At 64.8% G+C, this 20,794-nt stretch carries 16 protein-coding genes; 4 read left to right on the top strand and 12 right to left on the bottom strand.

Annotated elements, in window-relative coordinates; genetic code table 11:
• Positions 1–17 precede the first annotated feature (17 nt).
• Both uraD and puuE read right to left on the bottom strand, forming a co-directional pair.
• Positions 18–533, bottom strand: a complete 516-nt coding sequence (gene uraD, locus LDJ84_RS19405) for a 2-oxo-4-hydroxy-4-carboxy-5-ureidoimidazoline decarboxylase (RefSeq protein ID WP_015477806.1) — start codon at positions 531–533, stop codon at positions 18–20.
• Positions 530–1,465 carry an allantoinase PuuE gene (gene puuE, locus LDJ84_RS19400; RefSeq protein WP_226045289.1) on the bottom strand — a complete coding sequence of 312 codons (936 nt, stop codon included), beginning with the start codon at positions 1,463–1,465 and terminating at the stop codon, positions 530–532. Before puuE ends, uraD begins: the two co-directional genes overlap by 4 nt.
• Before the next feature lie 408 nt (positions 1,466–1,873).
• Between puuE and uraH the strand changes: the two genes are divergently transcribed.
• Together uraH and LDJ84_RS19390 are read left to right on the top strand one after the other, a co-directional pair.
• Positions 1,874–2,227, top strand: a complete 354-nt coding sequence (uraH, locus tag LDJ84_RS19395; protein ID WP_024763899.1) for a hydroxyisourate hydrolase — start codon at positions 1,874–1,876, stop codon at positions 2,225–2,227.
• 163 nt (positions 2,228–2,390) lie between these two features.
• Positions 2,391–4,184 carry an ATP-binding protein gene (locus tag LDJ84_RS19390; RefSeq protein WP_226045288.1) on the top strand — a complete coding sequence of 598 codons (1,794 nt, stop codon included), beginning with the start codon at positions 2,391–2,393 and terminating at the stop codon, positions 4,182–4,184.
• Between the two features lie 97 nt (positions 4,185–4,281).
• On the opposite strand, the gene LDJ84_RS19385 is transcribed toward LDJ84_RS19390, so the two are convergent.
• Positions 4,282–5,628: an NCS2 family permease gene (locus tag LDJ84_RS19385; RefSeq protein WP_226045287.1), complete on the bottom strand. Its 1,347-nt coding sequence runs from the start codon at positions 5,626–5,628 to the stop codon at positions 4,282–4,284.
• Between the two features lie 395 nt (positions 5,629–6,023).
• Here LDJ84_RS19385 and LDJ84_RS19380 point away from each other — a divergent pair, with 395 nt between their 5' ends.
• On the top strand, positions 6,024–6,800 hold the full coding sequence (locus LDJ84_RS19380; RefSeq protein ID WP_037017034.1) for a GntR family transcriptional regulator: 777 nt from the start codon (positions 6,024–6,026) through the stop codon (positions 6,798–6,800).
• Between the two features lie 139 nt (positions 6,801–6,939).
• Here LDJ84_RS19380 and LDJ84_RS19375 read toward each other — a convergent pair whose 3' ends face one another.
• The 4 genes from LDJ84_RS19375 to LDJ84_RS19360 all read right to left on the bottom strand — a co-directional run bounded on the left by LDJ84_RS19375 (position 6,940) and on the right by LDJ84_RS19360 (position 12,128).
• On the bottom strand, positions 6,940–8,382 hold the full coding sequence (locus LDJ84_RS19375; RefSeq protein WP_226045286.1) for an efflux transporter outer membrane subunit: 1,443 nt from the start codon (positions 8,380–8,382) through the stop codon (positions 6,940–6,942).
• Positions 8,379–9,446, bottom strand: a complete 1,068-nt coding sequence (locus tag LDJ84_RS19370) for an HlyD family secretion protein (protein WP_065085057.1) — start codon at positions 9,444–9,446, stop codon at positions 8,379–8,381. Before LDJ84_RS19370 ends, LDJ84_RS19375 begins: the two co-directional genes overlap by 4 nt.
• Positions 9,447–9,457: 11 nt before the next feature.
• On the bottom strand, positions 9,458–11,041 hold the full coding sequence (locus LDJ84_RS19365; RefSeq protein WP_226045285.1) for an MFS transporter: 1,584 nt from the start codon (positions 11,039–11,041) through the stop codon (positions 9,458–9,460).
• Positions 11,042–11,204: 163 nt separating this feature from the next.
• On the bottom strand, positions 11,205–12,128 hold the full coding sequence (locus LDJ84_RS19360) for a LysR substrate-binding domain-containing protein (protein WP_037017040.1): 924 nt from the start codon (positions 12,126–12,128) through the stop codon (positions 11,205–11,207).
• Positions 12,129–12,292: 164 nt separating this feature from the next.
• On the opposite strand from LDJ84_RS19360, the gene LDJ84_RS19355 reads away from it, so the two are divergent.
• On the top strand, positions 12,293–12,715 hold the full coding sequence (locus LDJ84_RS19355) for a universal stress protein (protein WP_226045284.1): 423 nt from the start codon (positions 12,293–12,295) through the stop codon (positions 12,713–12,715).
• A 194-nt stretch (positions 12,716–12,909) separates the two neighbouring features.
• Here the strand turns inward: LDJ84_RS19355 and guaD are convergent, their stop codons facing one another.
• From guaD to LDJ84_RS19330, 5 genes are all read right to left on the bottom strand, one after another.
• Complete coding sequence (gene guaD, locus LDJ84_RS19350; RefSeq protein ID WP_226045283.1) at positions 12,910–14,214, bottom strand: guanine deaminase; 1,305 nt, start codon at positions 14,212–14,214, stop codon at positions 12,910–12,912.
• Between the two features lie 59 nt (positions 14,215–14,273).
• Positions 14,274–15,125 (bottom strand): xanthine dehydrogenase accessory protein XdhC, encoded by an 852-nt coding sequence (gene xdhC, locus LDJ84_RS19345; RefSeq protein ID WP_024763906.1) that lies wholly within the window; start codon positions 15,123–15,125, stop codon positions 14,274–14,276.
• 192 nt (positions 15,126–15,317) lie between these two features.
• Positions 15,318–17,708: a xanthine dehydrogenase molybdopterin binding subunit gene (xdhB, locus tag LDJ84_RS19340; protein ID WP_170858445.1), complete on the bottom strand. Its 2,391-nt coding sequence runs from the start codon at positions 17,706–17,708 to the stop codon at positions 15,318–15,320.
• Entirely contained in the window at positions 17,701–19,164 is a 1,464-nt protein-coding gene (gene xdhA / locus LDJ84_RS19335) for a xanthine dehydrogenase small subunit (protein ID WP_226045282.1), read from the bottom strand. Before xdhA ends, xdhB begins: the two co-directional genes overlap by 8 nt.
• A gap of 318 nt (positions 19,165–19,482) precedes the next feature.
• Positions 19,483–20,619, bottom strand: a complete 1,137-nt coding sequence (locus LDJ84_RS19330) for an alkane 1-monooxygenase (RefSeq protein WP_037008772.1) — start codon at positions 20,617–20,619, stop codon at positions 19,483–19,485.
• Positions 20,620–20,794: the final 175 nt, after the last annotated feature.

The following is a 20,794-nucleotide window of genomic DNA, read 5'->3' as shown; positions in this document are numbered from 1 at the left end:
AGTGAAGGTCCGCTCGCTCAGAGCTGCTGCAGGCGGAACATCGCGATCTTGTTGATCTCCGCCAGGGCGGTCTGGAACTCCTGCTCCGGCGTGTTGTGGATGCGTTCTTCGAACGCAGCCAGGATCTGGTGGCGGTTGCTGCCCTTCACCGCCTTGATGAAGGGGAAGCCGAACTTGGCCTTGTAGGCGTCGTTGAGTTCGGTGAAGCGGGCGAATTCTTCGGCGGTGCAGTCCTGGATACCGGCGCCGGCCTGTTCGGCGGTGCTGGAGGCGGTCAGCTCACCACGGATCGCGGCCTTGCCGGCGAGGTCCGGGTGCGCGTTGATCAGCGCCAGCTGCGCTTCATGGCTGGCGGACAGGAGGATGTCGGCCATGCGTTGCTGCAGCAGTTCGATGTCGTTCAGGCTGTCGTCGACGCCCAGGTCATAGGCCTTCTCGGCGACCCACGGGGAGTGCTCGTAGATGTCGGCGAAGGTGGCGACGAAGGCGGCGCGGTCGAGGCTGGCCGGGGTCAGGGTCTGGAAGCGGCTCATGCCTTGTTCTCCTGCGCTTTGAACGGGTGCTTCTCGTGCCAGTGCTTGGCGATGTCGACGCGGCGGGTGATCCACACCTTCTCGTGACCCTTAACGTACTGGATGAAGCGCTCCAGCGAGGCCATGCGCGCCGGACGGCCCAGCAGGCGGCAGTGCATGCCGATGGAGAGCATCTTCGGCGCGCCCTCGGCACCCTCGGCGTAGAGCACGTCGAAGGCGTCCTTGAGGTATTTGAAGAAGTCGTCGCCCTTGTTGAAGCCCTGCACCTGGGTGAAGCGCATGTCGTTGGTGTCCAGCGTGTAGGGGATCACCAGGTGCGGTTTCTCGGCGGTGCTCGCCGGGTCCCAGTAGGGCAGGTCGTCGTCGTAGGTGTCGGAGTCGTAGAGGAAGTTGCCGTCCTCGCGGACGATGCGGCGGGTGTTCGGGCCCAGGCGGCCGGTGTACCAGCCCTGCGGGCGCTGGCCGGTCAGCTCGGTGAGGATGCGCACGGCCTCGAACATGTGTTCGCGTTCCTGCGCTTCGTCCATGTACTGGTAGTCGATCCAGCGGTAGCCGTGGCTGCAGATCTCGTGGCCGTCGGCGACCATCTGGCGGATCGCTTCCGGGTGGCGCTGGGCGGCCATGGCCACGGCGAACACGGTGAGCGGCAGGTCGTACTTTTTGAAGAGCTTGAGCAGGCGCCATACGCCGGCACGGCTGCCGTATTCGTAGAGCGATTCCATGCACATGTTGCGCTCGCCCTTGAGCGGCTGGGCGGCGACCATCTCGGAGAGGAAGGCTTCGGACTCGGCATCCCCGTGCAGGATGTTGCGCTCGCCGCCTTCCTCGTAGTTGAGGACGAAGGAGAGGGCGATGCGCGCATCGTTCGGCCAGTGCGGGTGGGGAATGTTGTTGCCGTAACCGATCAGGTCGCGTGGATAGTCAGCGCTCACTGCAGTGTTCCTTCTTGTGGTTGGCGGTCGGCGCCGGGTCGGTAGACCGTGCGCTGCCGTGATGTGTGCATTGTATACAAAATGTCGGGCGGTCTGTAAATACAATCCGCGCAACGGTCGTTTCAATCCATCGGCCTCCCCCGCAGTGGCTGCGAATGCGCTGGATGCCATGCAATGGCGCAGTCTGCGGCTGATGGTTGGCTGCTTCTGCACGCCGGTACAGCTTGGGGAAAAGCTGCTTTTTGCCGTGATGGAACAATTTTTTGTATACAATTGATCATGTCGCTGGGTATATTCGGTCCGACCAAAAGCACCCGCGTACTGCTCAATGGAGCAGTGCGCCGATATCGATCAACAAGACAGAGGAGGAAGGTGTCCGCCGGCGCCGCCGTCAGACACCGATAGCCCATGGGACGCTTGACCACTCACGTACTGGATTCCGCCCACGGCTGCCCGGGCCATGGCATCAAGATCGAACTGTTCCGTGTCGAGGGCCAGCAACTCGAGCTGATCGCCACGCGCGTGACCAATGATGACGGCCGCTGCGACGAGCCGCTGCTGCAGGGCGAGGATTTCCGCGCCGGCGTCTACCAGTTGCTGTTCAACGCCGGCGACTACTACCGCGCCCGTGGCGTGGAGCTGCCCCAGCCGGCGTTCCTCGACCAGGTCGTGCTGCGCTTCGGCATTGCCTCGGAAAGCGACCACTACCATGTGCCGTTGCTGATTTCCCCCTACAGCTATTCCACCTATCGCGGTAGCTAGTCCCCGCCCGTAGGTCTTCCCCCGGACTCTTCGTGGAGTCTTCCTCGGCCCGCCCACACTGCGGGCTTTTTTTTGCCCGTCATTCAGCAATTTGCCTGGGTTTTATAGGCGCAAACGCGGTAGTTGGACTAGAAGGAGAGATACCGAATTCGTGAGAAGTGGCATGAGCAGAATCCTGATCGTCGATGAACAACCGGTTACCCGCCATGCGCTGCGCCTGATGATGGAGGCGGACCGGCACGAGGTAGTCGGCGAGGCGGACAACGGCCCCGATGCGTTGCACCAGGCGCGCCTGTGCAAGCCGGACCTGATGATCCTCGAACTGTCGATTCCGCGGCTGGGTGGCCTGGAGGTACTGCAACGCCTGGTGGCCCAGGAGTCGCCGGTCAAGGTGCTGGTGCTCACTTCCCAGGACTCCGAGTATTTCGCCGGCCGCTGCCTGACGGCCGGCGCTGCCGGCTTCGTCAGCAAGCAGGAGGACCCGCAGGCCGTGCGCGAGGCGGTGCGAGCCATCGCCCAGGGGCACAGCTACTTCCCCAGCCACGCCCTGGGCAGTGTGAATGCTGCGGAGGAGGCGGGGCATGGCGGCCTGCTCAAGGACCTCTCGGTGCGCGAACTGAGCGTGCTGCAATTGCTGGCCCAAGGCTTGAGCAACATTGCCATCGCCGATCAGTTGTCCATCAGCGACAAGACCGTGAGCACCTACAAGGTGCGTCTTATGCAGAAGCTGCACGCCAAATCGCTGGTGGAGCTGGTCGATATCGGCCGGCGCCACGGGCTGGTCGAGGGAGGCGCAAAGGAAGAGGGGGGAGGTGAATCGGAGCTTGACGATGAGCAGAAGCGGGAATTCGAGCTTCTGCGCCACATGATCGACTCGCTTCCCTACCCGATGAGCGTGCGTGGGCTGGATGGTCGGGTGCGCTTCTGCAATGCAACGGCGTTGAGCTATCTGGGGTTGCCCCTGGAGGCCGTCGTTGGCAGTTGGGTCGGCGAGTTGGGGGTTTTTAGCGACTCCAATGAGTGGGACTTTCTTCGCGAAAGGATGATTGCGAATATTGCGCGAGGCGAACCGTACGACTCGGATGTCGAGTTGCGTACGATCAAGGGCCGCAGGGTACTCCACCACTGGGGACGGCCTTATCGAGATGGCAATGGGACATTATTGGGTGCTATTTGCGGGGCGATCAATATCACCGACCAGGATGATCTGGTCCGCGCGTTGCGCAATGCCAATGCCCGCATTGAATCCATCAGCAGGGGAAAGACGCAGTTCCTGGCGGGGATGGGGAGCGAGATGCAGGGACCTATCCAGACCATTGTCGCCATGATTGACCTTGCACTGAATCAGGACGACGCCAGGCGCCAGCGCGAACCCCTACTGGTCGCCCGCTCGCAGGCCAATAATCTGTTGCATGTTCTGGACGACCTGCAGTTACTCAATCGGGCCAAATCCGGGCGGCTTCAATTGAACATGGAAGAGACCGATTTACGAGCGCTGGTCTCCCGTCAGGTTGAATCGGTAGCCGACTCTGCCGCCTCCAAGGGAATAAGCCTGGAAACCAACTTCGACCTTGCTCTGCAGCCGCGAGTCTGGTGCGACGCGCCACGCCTGCGGCAGATAATGGAGAATCTGTTGGGCAACGCGGTCAAGTTCACTGAGCAGGGAAGCGTGATTGTGCGGCTTTGCGCCAGGGGGAAGGGCCAGGGAATGGTAGAGGTTCAGGTGGATGTGATCGACACGGGAGTTGGCATTTCCGATGTCGAGTTGGCGCATCTTTTCGAGCCGTTTTCCTATGATCTCGATGGGCTGCGTATCGGACAAGGGGGGTCTGGACTGGGGCTGGCCTTGTGCAAAAGCCTGGTGACACTGATGGGGGGCGACATTAGCGTCAAGAGTCGCCTGGGCGTCGGCACGGAGTTCAGTTTCAAAGTGAGGGTCCCTGACGCCTCGTCCTGATCACGATACAGCGGTTCAGGATTTGATCAGGCCGCGAACGGAAACCAAAACCCCGGCAATCGCCGGGGTCTTAGTTTCTATCAGACGCGGCGGCGGCTCAGAGGAAGATGAACTTCGCCACGAAGATCGCACACAGCGCGTACAGGCTGATGGTCACGTCCTTGTGGCGGCCGGTGAAGACCTTCATCGCCACGTAGGTCACGAAGCCCAGTGCGATACCGTCGGCGACCGAAAAGGTCAGCGGCATCATGATCACGGTGACGATCGCCGGGATGGTCTCGGTGTGCTCGTTCCAGTCGATGTGGGCCATACCGCCCATCATCAGCATCGCAACGTAGATCAGCGCGCCGGCGGTGGCGTAGGCGGGGATCATGCCGGCCAACGGGGCGAAGAACATCGCCGCGACGAACAGCACGCCGACTACCACGGCGGTCAGTCCAGTACGGCCACCGGCGGCGACACCGGCCGCGCTCTCGACGTAGCTGGTCACTGGCGGTACGCCGAGCACCGCGCCGAAGGCACTGGAGGTGCTGTCGGCCTTCATCGCTTTCGACAGGTTCTCGATGCGACCGTCCTCGCGCACCAGGTGCGCGCGCTGGGCTACGCCCATCAGGGTGCCGGCGGTGTCGAACATATGCACGAAGAGGAAGGCCAGGATCACGCTGATCATGGTCACGTTGAGCGCGCCGGAGATATCCATCGCCAGGAAGGTCGGCGCCAGGCTCGGCGGCATGGAGAACACGCCGCCGAACTTGACTATCCCTAAGGCGATGCCGGCCACGGTGACAGTGAGGATGCTGATCAGGATGCCGCCGAACACGCGGCGGTATTCCAGCACCGCGATCATCAGGAAGCAGATGGCGGCGAGCAGCGGGCCGGGGCTGGTCAGGTCACCCAGGTGAACCAGGGTGGCGGGGCTGGCAACCACGATGCCGGCGGTTTTCAGGCCGATCAGGCCGAGGAACAGGCCGACGCCGGCGCCCATGGCGAAGCGCAGGCTGACCGGGATGCTATTGAGCAGCCACTCGCGAATGCGCGAGAAGGTCAGGATCATGAACGCGATACCGGAGATGAACACTGCACCCAGTGCGATCTCCCAGCTGTAGTTCATGGTCTTGACCACGGTGTAGGTGAAGAAAGCGTTGAGGCCCATGCCCGGCGCCAGGCCCACCGGCCAGTTGGCGTACAGGCCCATGAGGAAGCAGCCCAGCGCGGCGGCCAGGCAGGTAGCCACGAAGGCGGCGCCGTGATCGATGCCCGCGTCGGCCATGATGTTGGGGTTGACGAAGATGATGTACGCCATGGTGATGAAAGTCGTGAGACCCGCGGCGAGTTCGGTCTTCACGGTGGTGCCATGCTGGCTCAGCTTGAACAGGCGTTCGAGCAGGCCGGTGGCGGGGGGACTGGATGCAAAGGCTTGTTGTTCTTGTTTGGTGCTTTCCACAGCGGTACTCCTCAACGCTCTTGTTGTTGGTCCCTTGCCGTCGGCTGGTTCACCTGCGTCCCTTGCGCTAACGGAAAGAGTTGTGAGGGTGTGAATGTTGACCTTTGGGTCAGGAAGTCACGCCGCGATTATGCAGTTGTGTACAAAAAGTTCAAATAATGTTTAGTGTCTTGCTGAAAGATTTTTACAAGCAAAGCGTCGGAATGGTCGCACGCTGACCTTCGCCAAGCTCCTGCGCCGCGCGGCCTTGGGGTTGACGGCGAGTCGCTCATGACGGCTGCACGATAGTGGCCACTTTGTGTACACTGTGCGCCATGCCTGGCCCGCGGCCAGCTTCACTCCAGCCCCCACGGATTTCGCGCCGGTTCGCACCGGCTGAGCAGGGTTCGACTCCGATGACCGACCAGTTGCAACAGATCAGGAAGCAGCCGCGCAATGGCAAGGCGCGCAGCGGCACTCAGGACGAAATCGTCTACGCGCATATTTTCGACGCCATCCTCGAGCAGCGTCTGGCGCCCGGTACCAAGCTGAGCGAAGAAGCCCTGGGTGAAATCTTCGGCGTTAGTCGCACCATCATCCGTCGCGCCCTGTCGCGCCTGGCCCACGAGCAGGTCGTGCTGCTGCGCCCGAACCGTGGTGCGGTGGTGGCCAGCCCGAGCATCGACGAAGCCCGGCAGATCCTCTTCGCCCGCCGCACCGTCGAGCGCGCGATCACCGAACTGGCCGTGGACAACGCCAGCGGTGACGCTCTGGCCGAGTTGCGCGACATGGTCAAGCAGGAGCAGTCCAGCTTTGCCCGTGGCGACCGTGGCGCCGGTATCCGTCTCTCCGGCGAATTCCATCTGAAGCTCGCCGAAATGGCGAAGAACGCCCCGCTGGTGGTATTCCAGCGCAGCCTGGTCTCGCAGACCTCGCTGATCATTGCCCAATACGAGAGTGGTGGTCGCTCGCACTGCTCGTTCGACGAGCACAACGAAATCCTCGATGCCATCGAGAAGGGCGACAAGGAAAAGGCCGTGACCCTGATGATGCACCACATGGCGCACATCGACGACAAGCTGAACCTGGACGTGGACGGCGCCTCCGGCGACCTGCACGCGGTTTTCTCGCACCTGCTGGCCGGCAAGAAGAAGCCGCGCCGCAGCAAGGCGGACGCCGACTCGGCGGCCTGATCGCCGAGCCAGAAAGAAGCCCCGCATCTGCGGGGCTTTTTCGTTTCTGCACGGGGCGCTTTCCCAGGAGCGAGCTTGCTCGCCAATCCGACGCACGCCGGCGTCTCAAGGTGCGATGCGTTCGCGAGCAAGCTCGCTGCTACAGGGATTGGGCGCTGTCCTCGGCCTGCTGCCAGCCGCCACCCAGTGACTTGTAGAGCAGCACGAGGGTGGTCGCCACGGCTTCGCGGCCGCGCACCTGCTGTTCCTCGGTGGCCAGCAGTTCGCGCTGGGCGCTGAGCACGTTGAGGAAGTCCACCGCACCGGCCTTGTATTGTTCGCGGGCGTTGGCCAGGGCGGTGCGGCCGTGTTCGGCAGCGTTGTCCAGGCTGGCCAGGCGGCGTTGGTCGGCGGCGTAGTCGGTGAGCGCATCGTCCACTTCGCGCCAGGCGTTGAGCACGGTGCGGCGGTAGGCGATGGCCGATTCCTGCTGCTGCGCCTCGCGCAGGGCGAGCATGCCCTTCAGTCGGCCGCCCTCGAAGATCGGCAGCGACAGGCTCGGGCCAATGCCGAAGGTGCGGCTGTTCCAGTCGCCGAAGTTCGACAGCTGCAACGCCTGGAAACCGAAGCTGCCATTGAGGCTGATGCGCGGGTAGAAGTCCGCCTCGGCCACGCCGATGCTGGCGGTAGCGGCGTGCAACGTTGCCTCGGCACGGCGGATGTCCGGGCGGCGCTGGGCCAGTTCCGAGGGCAGGCCGACTGGCACGTTGCGCGGTGGCTGCGGCACCGGCTTGTCCTGGGCGAGCTCAGCTTGCAGTGCGCCGGGCGCTTCGCCAAGCAGGTAGCCCAGGGCGTTGATCAGTCGCGCCTGGCGCTTCTGGCTGTCGGGCAGGCGTGCCTCGATGCTGGCCACCTGGGTCAGCGCTTCGGCCACGTCCAGCCCGGTGGCGACGCCGTCTGCGCGGCGCAGGCGGGTGAGGTCCAGGCTGCGCTGGGCGATCTCGAGGTTGCTGCGGATGATGGCTTCCAGGTCTTGCTCGGCGCGCAGTTGCAGGTAGTTGCGTGCGGTCTCGGCGAGCACCGAAACCAGTACGTCGCGGCGGCTTGCCTCGGTGGCCTGCACGTTGGCGTCGGCGGCCTCCAGCTCGCGGCGCACGCGGCCCCAGAAGTCCAGCTCCCACGACAGGTCGAAGCCACCGTCGAGTTGGTTGAAGTTGTCCTTGCCGGCTTTGCCGGACGGGTCGTTCAGGCCGACCTCGCTGTTGCGCTTGCGCTGGTAGCCCAGGTCTGCGCCGATGTTGGGCACGGCATCGCCGCCCAGTGCCTGGCGGATCGCCCGGCTCTGCTGCAGGCGCGCATCGGCTTCGCGCAGGTCGAGGTTGGCATCCGCCACTCGGCGTTGCAGGTCGTTGAGCTGCGGGTCGCCCAGCAGCGTCCACCACCGCGCTTCCAGCGGCGCATTGAGTGCCTGGCTCGGTGTATCACCACGCCGAGCAGACCAGTTCACTGCGTCGGCATCGTCCGGGCGCTGGAAGTCCGGGCCGACGCTGCAGGCGCCGAGTGCGAGCAGAGTTAGAAAGAGAGGCGCGCGTGTGGCGATCATTGCACGGCCACCTTCTGCTCACCGTCGGCGTGCTTGCCGGTGTCGATCCGCGCGATGACCGACATACCCACGCGCAGTTTGTCGCGCAGCGGCTGGTCGGCGTCGAGGACTATCTTCACCGGGATGCGCTGGACGATCTTGGTGAAGTTGCCGGTGGCGTTGTCCGGCGCGATCGGCGCAAAGCTCAGGCCGGTGGCCGGGGCGATGCTGTCGACGTGGCCGCGCAGTTTCTCGCCGGGGAAGGTGTCGATGCTGATCTCGACCATCTGGCCGGGCTGCACGTCGGTGAGCTGGGTTTCCTGGAAATTGCCGACCACATAGGCATCCTGCAGCGGCACCACGGCCAGCAATGCATTACCCGGTGTGGTGTAGGCGCCCACGCGCACGGCACGGCGGCCGACCATGCCGTCGAAGGGCGCACGGATTTCCGTATACGACAGGTTCAGTTGCGCCTGCTGCAACTGCGCCTGGCCGCGTTTCAGCGCGCCGAGGGCTTCGGCCTGCTGGGCCAGCAGCACGTCGAGTTGCTTGCGGGCGGCGAGGGCGGCGGCCTTGTTCTTGTCGAGCACGGCTTTCGCCGAGTCGACACGCGAGCGCGCCTGCTGGGCGTTCTGCAAGGTGCCGGCGCCTTGGCTGGCGAGGTGCTGGTAGCGGTTGAGTTCCTGCGAGGCGAAGGTCAGCGCGGCCAGGTCGGCTTGTACCTGGGCCGCGGTCTGGGCAATCACTGCCTGCTGGCGTTCCAGGTCGGCAGCGACGTGGTGGTGACGCGCCTCGGCGGCCAGCACGTCGGCTTCGGCAGCGGCCAGCGCGGTGCGGTAGTCGCGGGCGTCGATGCGCGCCAGGACCTGCCCCGCCTTCACCGACTGGTTGTCGTCCACCAGCACTTCCTCGATGAATCCGGCGACCTTCGGCGCCACCAGGGTGAAGTCCGCGTGGACGTAGGCATCGTCCGTGCTCTGCTCACGGCTCGGGCCGAGCAGGCGCAGCAGCAGGTAGACGACAAGGGCGAGCAGCAGCACGGCAACCAGGGCCAGACTGCCGCGACGGGAATTCAGTTTCGACATGGGCAGACCTTTCAATGAGCAGGAACGACGGGGCGCGGCGGGTAGACCCGCAGCGGCATCAGGGGAATCAGGACGAGCAGGGCGGCGGCCAGCCAGGACATCGCCAGCAGGGTGTCGGACGCGGCGAGCACGCCGGCCTGACCGCGCACCTGCCCGGCCAGCCGGCTGACGTTCTCGGCGCCGCCCAGTTGTTCAAGGCGCAGGCCGAGGGCTTGCGAGGCGTTGCCCAGGTGGTCGACCAGGCGGTTTGAGTGGTAGTGCTCGCGCCAGGTCATGAGGAACGAGACGATGGCGCTGCCCAGCACTGCGGAGAAGCCGCGCACGCTGTTGAACCAGGCCGAGGCGAACGGCCCTTCGATGGGCGCGACGACGCTGGTGGCGGACATCAGCAGCGGCACCACGGCCATCGGCTGGCCGATGATCTGCAGCGCCAGCAGGGCGTAGAAGTTCTCCCGCGTCCACTCGCTGGTCAGCTGGCTCATGCCGAAGGCCGAGAGCCCGCAAAGGCTGATGCCGATGGCCAGCACCCAGCGGCAATCCACGCGTGGGATATTGCACAGCGCGGCCACCAGCGGCAGGGAGATCAGCTGCGGCAGCGCCACCAGCAGCGCCATTGGCGCCGATTGCAGCGGGCGATAACCGTGGGCCGAGGCCAGGTACGACGCCGGCACGCCGGAGCACGCGCCGAGCACCACCAGCACGCCGGCGAGGGTGATCAGCGAGTGGGTGAAGTTGCGCCGCTTGAGGATGTCCAGGCGGAAGAACGGCAGCGGATGCGTCCACTCGTTGACGAAGAACGCCGCCAGCAGCCCGGCGCCGCCGATCACCAGCAGGGTGATCAGGTCCGACTCAAACCAGTCCAGGCGCTCGCCCTGCAAGAGGCCGATCACCAGCATGAGGATGCCCGGCAAGCCAAGTGAAAGGCCCAGGTAGTCGAACTGACGCAAGCGTTCCAGGCGCAGCGGGTCCTGCGGGATGCCCCAGGCGACGGCAGCGAGCGCCACGGCGCAGAGTGGAATGACCTGCCAGAACACCCAGTGCCAGCCGACGAACTCGGTCCACAGCGCCGCCAGGGGCATGCCGAGATTGGGCGCGAAGGTGGCGGTAAGCGCATAGGCACCCAGGCCGTAAAGCTTGATACCCGGCGGCAGGAAGCGCAGCGCCACGGTCATCAGCATCGGCGGCATGCAGCCGCCGGCGAAGCCTTGCAGCAGGCGCAACAGGTAGAGCGTCTCGACGTTCGGCGCAAAGGGGCAGAGCAGTGCCAGCAGGGCAAAGGCGGCGATGGCGCCGAGGGTGAAGCGGCGCAGCGAGACGGTGACCGAGAACCAGGGCGCAAAGGCCATGGCGGCGACCTGCGCCGCCGAATACAGGGCGAGCAGCCAGGTGCCTTCGTCATGGCCGATGGACAGTGCGCCGCGCACGTCGGTCATAGCGAGGTCCGTGACCTTCTCGTTGAGCCCGGCGCTGAGGGAGGCGATCAGCACGCCGAGCATGCCGACCGCGATGCGCAGGCCGAACGGCTGGGCAGCAGCTGGCGTGGCGGGCTTGGCCGGTTGCGGATGGGCAGCGGAAATCGGGGCGAGCGCGGTCATGGCCGGCCTCCACGGGGGTGGCCGATGCCGCCGCCGGTAGGCGGTTCGGTGCAAGGCATAGGAATCAACTCGGGTATTTGCGACCGAGTCTAGGGAAGGTCGATAGCTGTGGAAATTGAAATGATTGCAGCTAATCAGTGCGTTTAGCGCACTTGTCGCGCAATCAGCTCAGCAGGCCGGAGCTCTCGCGCAATTCGATGCACACACGCTTCACCGTCTGTCGCAGCCAGCTGTGCGCCGGGTCGTTGTCGAAGCGCGGGTGCCAGGCCTGGAGGATCACCACGGATTTGAGCGGCAGCGGGATGTCGAACTGGCGCAGGGCGAAGCCCAGGCGGTCCAGGCGCCACAGCGAATGCTCGGCGATGGGCAGTACCAGGTCGGATTCCAGCAGGGCGAAGATCGAGGAGTGGAAAGTCGGCGCGGTCAGGCGGATCTCGCGGCGCAGGCCGAGGTTCGCCAGTTCTTCGTCTATCGGTCCGATGGCGCGGCCCCGGCGGGACACGCTGATCTGCGGAAAGGAGGCGAAGCGCTCCGGGGTGATCTCGTCGTCGAATATCGGGTGGTCGCGCCGCGCCAGGCCGACGAAGTTGGTGGTGAACAGCGTCTGCGTGCGGATTTCCGGCTCCAGCGTCGAGGTGGCGCCGATATAGAGGTCGATGCGGTTCTGCCGCAGGGCTTCGTCATCGAAGTCCGCTTCCGGGGCAATGCGCAGGCTGCAGCGAGGCGCTTCTTCCTTCATCACCGCCAGCATGCGCGAGGCAAAGCCGCCCACCAGCACGTTGTTGGAGCGCAGCACGAAGCAGCGCTCCAACTGGTCCATGCGCAGGTTTTCCTTGGCGTTGAACAGGCGCATGGCGTGTTCCACCAGGTCGCTGACTTCCTCGCGCAACTGCAGTGCGCGAGGCGTCGGCACCAGGTTGCGCCCGGCACGAACCATGATCGGGTCGCCCACCGCTTCGCGGATGCGCGACAGGGTGCGGCTCATCGCCGGCGGGCTGAGGTGCATGCGCCGCGCGGCGCCGACCACGCTGCCTTCTTCGAGCAGGATGTTGAGGGCGACCAGCAGGTTGAGATCGGGCAGGGCCATGGTGACTCCGAAGGATGGGCGCGTTGCCATTCATGTTCCATTGCGACGGGCTTGATGGGCAAGCGTGCGTTTGACGCAATGGTTAATTACGTTTTGCGTGCCTTTACGGTGCGCGCCCTGGCCCGAAGAATGGAGGCGGATTTCGTTTCATGAAGGAGAAAGGCATGTTCAAGCGGATTCTTCTGGCCATCGACGGCGCGGCGCAGTCGCCGCGGATCATTGCCAGCGCCGCCGAGCTGGCGCGGTGCAGTGATGCGGTGGTGCATGTGGTAAGCGCCGTGGACCGCGCTTTCACCATGCCGCGCCAGGATGCGCTGGAGTACCCGCCGGCGGAGCAGGAACAACACGAGGCCCAGGCGCTGGTGGATGATGCCGTGGTGCAGTTGCAGCCGTGCGTGGCGACGGGAGCGGTGGTGGCCGGTGATCCGGCGCGGGCGATCCTGCGCGAGGCGGAGCGGCTGGAGTGCGACCTGATTGTGATCGGCCATCGTCACCTGGGGCGCATCGAGCGCTTGCTCGATCCATCGGTGGGGCAGCGGGTGATCGAGCGGGCGCCGTGTCCGGTGCTGGTCGAGGTGCGGGAGTAGCGTACCTGTTGGCTCTGAGCCGTGCGAACCCGCCCAACGCAGCGCTCGACAGGCCAAGCGCGGATAGAGTCCGCTCCTGCGCTGGCCGGGGAGAGCGGCACCCCTGTGGGAGAGGGGTGTGCGAAACAGAAAGAAAAGCGGCCCCGGCGCCGGGTTGGTCCTGAGCGAGGACCCGGCGCCGAAGCCGTAAGGGGTCAACCGCGGCGATGCACGTTGCGACCGTGCGCGAAGGTTTCCTTCACGGTACGGTCGTCGCCGAGGATGACCAGTGCGAAGAGTTTCTCCTCCAGGGTTTTCGCCTGCTGCAGGCGGTAGTCCAGCAGCGGGGTGGCCTTGTAGTCGAGGACCACGAAGTCGGCCTCGTTGCCCTGGGCGAAGCTGCCGACCTTGTCTTCCAGTTCCAGCGCGCGGGCGCCGCCGAGGGTGGCCAGGTACAGCGACTTGAATGGGTCGAGCTTGATGCCCTGCAGCTGCATGACCTTGTAGGCCTCGTTCAGCGATTGCAGCTGGGAGAAGCTGGTGCCGGCGCCGACGTCGGTGCCCAGGCCGACTTTCACCTTGTGCTTCTCCAGCTTCGCCAGGTCGAACAGGCCGCTGCCCAGGAACAGGTTGGAGGTCGGGCAGAAGGCCACGGCCGAGCCGGTTTCCGCCAAGCGCTGGCATTCGCCGTCGCACAGGTGCACGCCGTGGGCGAATACCGAGCGCGGGCCGAGCAGGCCGTGGTGGTCATAGACGTCCAGGTAGCCCTTGCGCTCCGGGAACAGCTCCTTGACCCACTCGATTTCCTTGAGGTTTTCCGACAGGTGCGTGTGCAGGTACACGCCCGGGAATTCCTTGAGCAGTCGGCCGGCGGCGTCGAGCTGTTCCGGGGTGCTGGTGGGGGCGAAGCGCGGGGTCACGGCGTAGAGCAGGCGGCCCTTGCCATGCCAGCGCTCGATCAGGGCCTTGCTGTCGGTGTAGCTGCTTTCGGCGGTATCGGTCAGGTAGTCCGGGGCGTTGCGGTCCATCATCACCTTGCCGGCGATCAGACGCAGGTCGAGCTTTTCCGCAGCGCCGAACAACGCGTCCACCGACTGCGGGTGCACGGTGCCGAACACCAGCGCGGTGGTGGTGCCGGCGCGCAGCAGTTCCTTGAGGAAGATACCGGCCACATCGGCGGCGTGGGCCGGGTCGGCGAACTGCTTCTCGGTGGGGAAGGTGTAGGTGTTCAGCCAGTCCAGCAGCTGCTCGCCGTAGGAGGCGATCATGCCGGTCTGCGGGTAGTGGATGTGGGTGTCGATGAAGCCGGGGGTGATCAGCGCATCGCGGTACTCGACCACTTCCACGCCGCCCAGTTGCGGCAGTAGTTCGGCGGCGTGGCCGAGGCGGGCGACCTTGCCGTCTTCCACCAGCAGGATGCCGTCCTCGAAATACTGGTAGGACTGCTCCACGCCGACTTCGGCCGGGTCGGCGACGCTGTGCAGGATACTGGCGCGGTAGGCTTTGGCTTGAGTGCTCATCGATCTCTCTTCAGTCGTGTTTCGGGGCCGGGGCGCGTGCGGGCGCCGGGGCGGAAATTTCAGGCGCCGCTTTCGGCAGTGCGTGCACGGCGGCTCGTGGGTAACAGTTTGGCCACGGTGTTCTCGCCCTGGCTGGTCTGCTGACCGAAGGTGGCGTTGTAGGTGGCGATGACTTCGCCGGCGATGGACACGGCGATCTCCACTGGCAGCTTGCCCTTCACCTCGCCGATGCCCATGGGGCAGCGCATGCGCTGCACGGTGTCGGCGGCGAAACCGCGGTCGCGCAGGCGATGTTCGAACTTGGCGCGCTTGGTGTCCGAGCCGATCAGGCCGAAGTAGGTGAAGTCGTTGCGCTCGAGGATCTTCGCGGTCAGCTCCAGGTCCAGGGCGTGGTTGTGGGTCATGACGATGAAGTAGCTGCCGGCAGGCATTTCGTCGATCTCGTCGATCACATCCTCGTTGATCACACGGGTCACACCCTCGGGGATATGGCCGGGGAATTCGGCCTCTCGCGAGTCGATCCAGCGCACCTTGCACGGCAGGCTGGCAAGCAGCGGTACCAGGGCGCGGCCGACATGGCCGGCGCCGAACACGGCGATGTGCGCCTGGGGCTGGCCCATGGGTTCGAACAGCAGCACGGTGGCGCCGCCGCAGCACTGGCCGAGGCTGGCGCCGAGGCTGAAGCGTTCCAGCTTCGGCTCGCGCTCACGGGCCAGCAGCATCTCGCGGGCGATGGCCATGGCCTTGAATTCGAGGTGGCCGCCGCCGATGGTGTCGTAGATCTTGTCGGCGCTGACGACCATCTTCGAGCCGGCGTTGCGCGGGGTCGAGCCGCGTTCTTCGATGATGGTCACCAGCACGCTGGCTTCGGCGCGCTGTTGCAGGTCGGCGAGGGCACTGATCCAGTTCATCGTATCGAACCTCGGAGGTGGCTTTTTTGTAGGAGCGAGCTTGCTCGCGAACGGGTTTCCCGGCAGCTCTGTGGCTTGGCGGTTCGCGAGCAAGCTCGCTCCTACAATTTGGAGTTAGGGTGGGGCACCGCTGGCAGGGCGGAGGACGGAAGTGGGGACGTCTCTCCCTGCCAGCGGTGCCCCATGGTCACATCACGCCGGCTCGACCTGAGCCGGTGCTTTCTCGGCCTGGGCCAGCTTCAGCTTGCGCATCTGCTCCACGCCCCAGAGCACACGCTCGGGGGTGGCTGGGGCGTCGATCTGCGGCTGGGCGCGGTAGTCCGCCAGGCTCGCCACGGCGTCCTTGATCGCGCAGAACACCGAGATGCCCAGCATGAACGGCGGCTCGCCGACAGCCTTGGAGTGGAACACCGTCTGCTCCGGGTTCTTGCGGTTCTCCACCAGCTTCACCCGCAGGTCAATGGGCATGTCGGCGATGGCCGGAATCTTGTAGCTGGCCGGGCCGTTGGTCATCAGCTTGCCCTTGGCGTTCCAGACCAGCTCTTCCATGGTCAGCCAGCCCATGCCCTGGACGAAGCCGCCTTCCACCTGGCCGATGTCGATGGCCGGGTTCAGCGAGGCGCCGACGTCGTGGAGGATGTCGCTGCGCAGCATCTTGTACTCGCCGGTGAGGGTGTCGACGATCACTTCCGAGCAGGACACGCCATAGGCGAAGTAGTAGAACGGCCGGCCGCGCGCCTGGCTGCGGTCATAGTAGATCTTCGGCGTGCGGTAGAAGCCGGTGGAGGAGAGCGATACCTGGCCGAAGTAGGCCTGCTGTACCAGTTCCTCGAAGGGCAGGATCAGGTCGCGCACGCGCACCTGGTTATTGCGGAACTCGACGTCATCCTCGGTGACCTTCCAGTGCCTGGCGGCGAATTCCACCAGGCGCTGCTTGAGGGTTTCGGCGGCGTTCTGCGCGGCCTTGCCGTTCAGGTCGGCACCGGAGGACGCGGCGGTGGGCGAGGTGTTGGGGACCTTGTCGGTGTTGGTCGCGGTGATCTGCACGCGGTCGATGTCGACCTGGAAGACCTCGGCGACCACCTGGGCGACCTTGGTGTTCAGGCCCTGGCCCATCTCGGTGCCGCCGTGGTTCAGGTGGATGCTGCCATCGGTGTAGATGTGGATCAGCGCGCCGGCCTGGTTGAGGAAGGTGGCAGTGAAGCTGATGCCGAATTTCACCGGGGTCAGCGACAGGCCTTTCTTCAGTACCGGGCTGCTGGCGTTGAAGGCGCGGATTTCGGCGCGGCGCTTGGCGTACTCGGCGCTGGCTTCCAGTTCCTCGGTCATCTCCTGCAGCAGGTTGTGTTCCACCTGCTGGTAGTAGTGGGTGACGTTGCGCTCGTCCTTGCCGTAGTAGTTGCGCTTGCGCACGTCCAGCGGGTCCTTGCCCAGATGGCGCGCGACGGCGTCCATGATCTCCTCGATGGCGACCATGCCCTGCGGGCCGCCGAAGCCGCGGTAGGCGGTGTTCGACGCGGTGTTGGTCTTGCAGCGGTGACCGTTCACCGTGGCGTTGCCGAGGAAGTAGGCGTTGTCCGAGTGGAACATCGCGCGGTCGACGATGGAGCCGGAGAGGTCCGGCGAGTAGCCGCAGTTGCCGGCCAGCTCGATGTTGATGCCGTGCAGCAGGCCGTCGTCCTCGAAGCCCACGTCGTACTCGACATAGAACGGGTGGCGCTTACCGGTCATCTGCATGTCTTCGACGCGCGGCAGGCGCATCTTCGTCGGGCGGCCGGTCAGGCGCGCGATCACGGCGCACAGGCAGGCCGGAGCGGCCGCCTGGGTTTCCTTGCCGCCGAAGCCGCCACCCATGCGGCGCATGTCGATGACCACCTTGTTGAAGGAGATGCCCAGCACTTCGGCCACCAGCTTCTGCACTTCGGTGGGGTTCTGCGTGGAGGTGTAGACGATCACGCCGCCGTCTTCGGTGGGCATCACCGAGGAAATCTGCGTCTCCAGGTAGAAGTGCTCCTGGCCGCCGATATGCAGGGTGCCCTGGATGCGGTTCGGCGCGGTGGCGAGCTTGGCCTCGGAGTCGCCGATCTTGTGCTGGTGGCTGTCGAGCACGAAGTGCTTCTTGCGCAGCGCTTCGACCACGTCGAGCACCGGTTCCAGGTCCTCGTACTCGATGATCGCGGCCATGGCCGCCTTGCGCGCGGTTTCCAGGCTGTCGGCGGCGACGGCGATGACCATCTGGCCGACGTACTCGACCTTGCCGTCCGCCAGCAGCGGGTCGCCGGCGACCACCGGGCCGATGTCCAGCTGGCCGGGCACGTCATCCTTGGTGATGGCGATGGCGACGCCGGGGAACTGGTAGCAGGGGCTGACGTCCAGTTTGGTGATGCGCGCGTGGGCGCGGTCGCTCATGCGGGCGTAGACGTGCAACTGGTTGGGGAATTCCAGTCGGTCATCGATGTACTGCGCTTCGCCGCTGACGTGCTTGGGCGCGCTTTCGTGCTTGACGCTGCGGCCGACGCCGGTGGTGAGGTCGGCGCGGAACAGCGCGGTGAGTTCTTCCTGGCTTTTTTGCGGCTTATGCATAGTGGGTCACCCGGGTCACGGCCTGAGGGGCTTCCAGCTCCAGGAAGCACTTACGCAGCAGGTTCTGCGCGGTGAGCAGGCGGTATTCCTTGCTCGCACGGAAGTCGGTGAGCGGCGCGAAATCTTCGCTCAGAGCCTGTGCGGCGCGTTCGAAGGTGGCGCTATTGAAGGTCTGGCCGAGCAGCGCGGCCTCGCAGGCCCTGGCGCGCTTCGGAATCGCCGCCATGCCGCCGAAGCCGGTGCGCACCGCGGTGATCTTGCAGTTCTCCACGGTGACGCTGAAGGCGGCGCACACGGCGGAAATATCGTCGTCCAGGCGCTTGGAGACCTTGTAGGCACGGAACGCCTGGTTGGCCTGCGGACGGGGGATGATCACCTGTTCGATGAACTCGCCTTCCTGGCGCGCGGTGACCTTGTAGTCGATGAAGTATTCGTCGATCGGCAGTTCGCGGCGTTCGGCGCCCTTGCGCAGCACCAGGCGCGCGCCGAGGGCGATCAGCAGCGGCGGCGAGTCGCCGATGGGGGATGCGTTGCCGATGTTGCCGCCCAGGGTGCCCTGGTTGCGGATCTGCAGCGAGGCGAAGCGGTGCAGCAACTCGCCGAAGTCCGGGTAGTCGCGGGAAAGCGCTTCATAGCAGTCGGTCAGCGGAGTCGCCGCGCCGATCTCGATACGGTCGTCGAAGACTTCGACGCGCTTCATTTCCTCGACATGGCCGACGTAGATCATCACCGGTAGTTCGCGGTGGAACTGGGTGACTTCCAGGGCCAGGTCGGTGCCGCCGGCCAGCAGCCGTGCTTGCGGGTTGGCGGTGTAGAGGTCGGCCAGGTCGGCGATGGTCAGCGGCAGCAGGCAGCGCTTGTCGCCGCTGTTGAGCTCGGCGGTTTCGTTGGGCGCGATAGCCTTGAGCTGGGCGATGATTTCCGGCTGGGCGACGTCGAACTGGTCGGGCTGCTTCTGGCAGCAGGACTGCTCGGCGGCATCAAGGATCGGGCGGTAGCCGGTGCAGCGGCACAGGTTGCCGGCCAGCGCTTCATGGGCTTCGGCCTTGCGCTCGTCGGCGGTTTCGCCCGCGCTGTTCTTCTGCAGGGCGAACAGCGACATGACGAAGCCGGGGGTGCAGAAGCCGCACTGCGAGCCGTGGCAGTCGACCATGGCCTGCTGTACGCCGTGCAGTTCGCCGCGGTGCTTGAGGTCGTCGACGCTGATCAGCTGCTTGCCGTGCAGCGAGGAAACGAAGGTGAGACAGGAGTTGAGGGTGCGGTAGCGGATGCGCTCGGCACCTTCTTCACCGACCAGCTCGCCGACCACCACGGTGCAGGCGCCGCAGTCACCGGAGGCGCAACCCTCCTTGGTGCCGGTCTTGCCCAGGGTCTGGCGCAGGTAGTTGAGCACGGTGAGATTGGGATCGAGGCGGTCTTCGACGCGCAGCTCGCGATTGAGCAGGAACCTGATCAAGGCTTGCCTCCAGGCTGATTCTTGTTTTTGGTAGGGCACTGGATGGCGAATTTATGGAAAGCTGACTTTTGAGTCAATAAAATTTCTGTCCGAATAGTCAGAAAGTTTTTCCGGCATGACAAGTGGTAGGGAGAGAGTGGCTTCTCGCAGTGGCGAGCTTGCTCGCGAACCGCCGTTGCAGACACGTGCGCCGTGCCGATCGACTGGCTTTCAAGGGGCGAAGAGCTTCGCGAGCAAGCTCGCTCCTACAAGGTCAGCGGAAAGAAAAAAGGCGGCAAGCCGGGGTAGGGCTTGCCGCCAAGGCGTGGAACTCGTCGATCAGGCTTGCTGGGTAGCGCTCAGCTGATATTCCTCACCGGCGTAATAGGCGCGCACCCGGCGGTCCATCACCGCGCGCCAGAGCGGCGGGAACAGCGCCAGGACGATCATCCCGGCATAGCCATTGGGCAATTGCGGGCTCTCGTCGAAGTGCCGCAGGACCTGATAGCGGCGCTTGGCGTTGGCGTGGTGGTCGGAATGGCGCTGCAGGTGGAAGAGGAACAGGTTGGTCAGCAGGAAGTTGCTGTTCCAGGAGTGCTCGTGGGTGGTTCGCTCGTAGCGCCCGGTTTCGAGGCGGCGCCGGTGCAGCCCGTAGTGCTCGACGTAGTTGACGATCTCCAGCAGGGTGAAGGCCATCACCGACTGGCCGATGAAGTAGACCGCGCCGATCCAGCCGAAGGCAACCGTGAAACCGACCAGGAACAGCGCGCTGATGACGTACCACCAGATCAGCTCGTTGCGCCAGTGCAGCGCCGGCAGGCCCTTGCGTTTGAGGCGCTCCTTCTCGAGCTTCCAGGCATTCAGGAAGTTGTGCTTGTAGGCGTGAGGCAGGAAGGCGTAGAGGCTCTGGCCGTAGCGCGAGGACGAGGCGTCCTCCGGCGTTGAGACGTGCACATGGTGCCCGCGTACGTGCTCGACCTTGAAGCCCGCGTAGCACACCGCCGCCAGCAGCAGGCCGCCGGCGTTCTGTTCCAGCTCCGGGTCCTTGTGGATCAGTTCGTGGGAGACGGTGATGCCGATGGCGCCCATCACCGTGCCCACCGAAAGAATCCAGCCCAGTTGCCCGACCCAGTTCCAGGCGTCATAAGTGGCCAGCACCCAGCCGCCGTACACCAGCATGCCCAGCAGCAGCGGCACCGTCAGCAGGCTGAGGAAGCGGTAATAGCCCTCGCGCTCCATGGGTGGGACTTCCTCGATCTCATCCGGGTTGGCCGGATCGCGGCCGACCACGAAGTCCAGCAGCGGGATCACCCCGAACACCACGGTGATCACCAGCCAGGCCCAGGCATTGGGATAGTTGCTGCCGTAGGACCACCAGTAGCTGACGGGGATACCGAACACCGGCACCAGCCAGATCCAGTAGCCGGCTTTTTTGAGACGCAACATCCAGGCAGGGGAAAGGAAAAAGGCGAACATGGACGACTCCCGATACGTCTCTTGTGTAGGATTGTCTGACAATCCTGCGCCTGATTCCCCTGTCAGACGCACCAACCTTTGTTCTGTCATCCCCCCAGGGCAGGGGATGGCGCGGTAACACCCTGTGTTACACTACGCGTCCGCATTACCCCTCGAAAAGCGCTCCGATTCTTAA

This window comes from Pseudomonas sp. HS-18 (assembly GCF_020401845.1).
Classification (GTDB): Bacteria; Pseudomonadota; Gammaproteobacteria; order Pseudomonadales; family Pseudomonadaceae; genus Pseudomonas; species Pseudomonas nitroreducens.
This window is presented reverse-complemented; position numbering and strand designations above follow the sequence as displayed.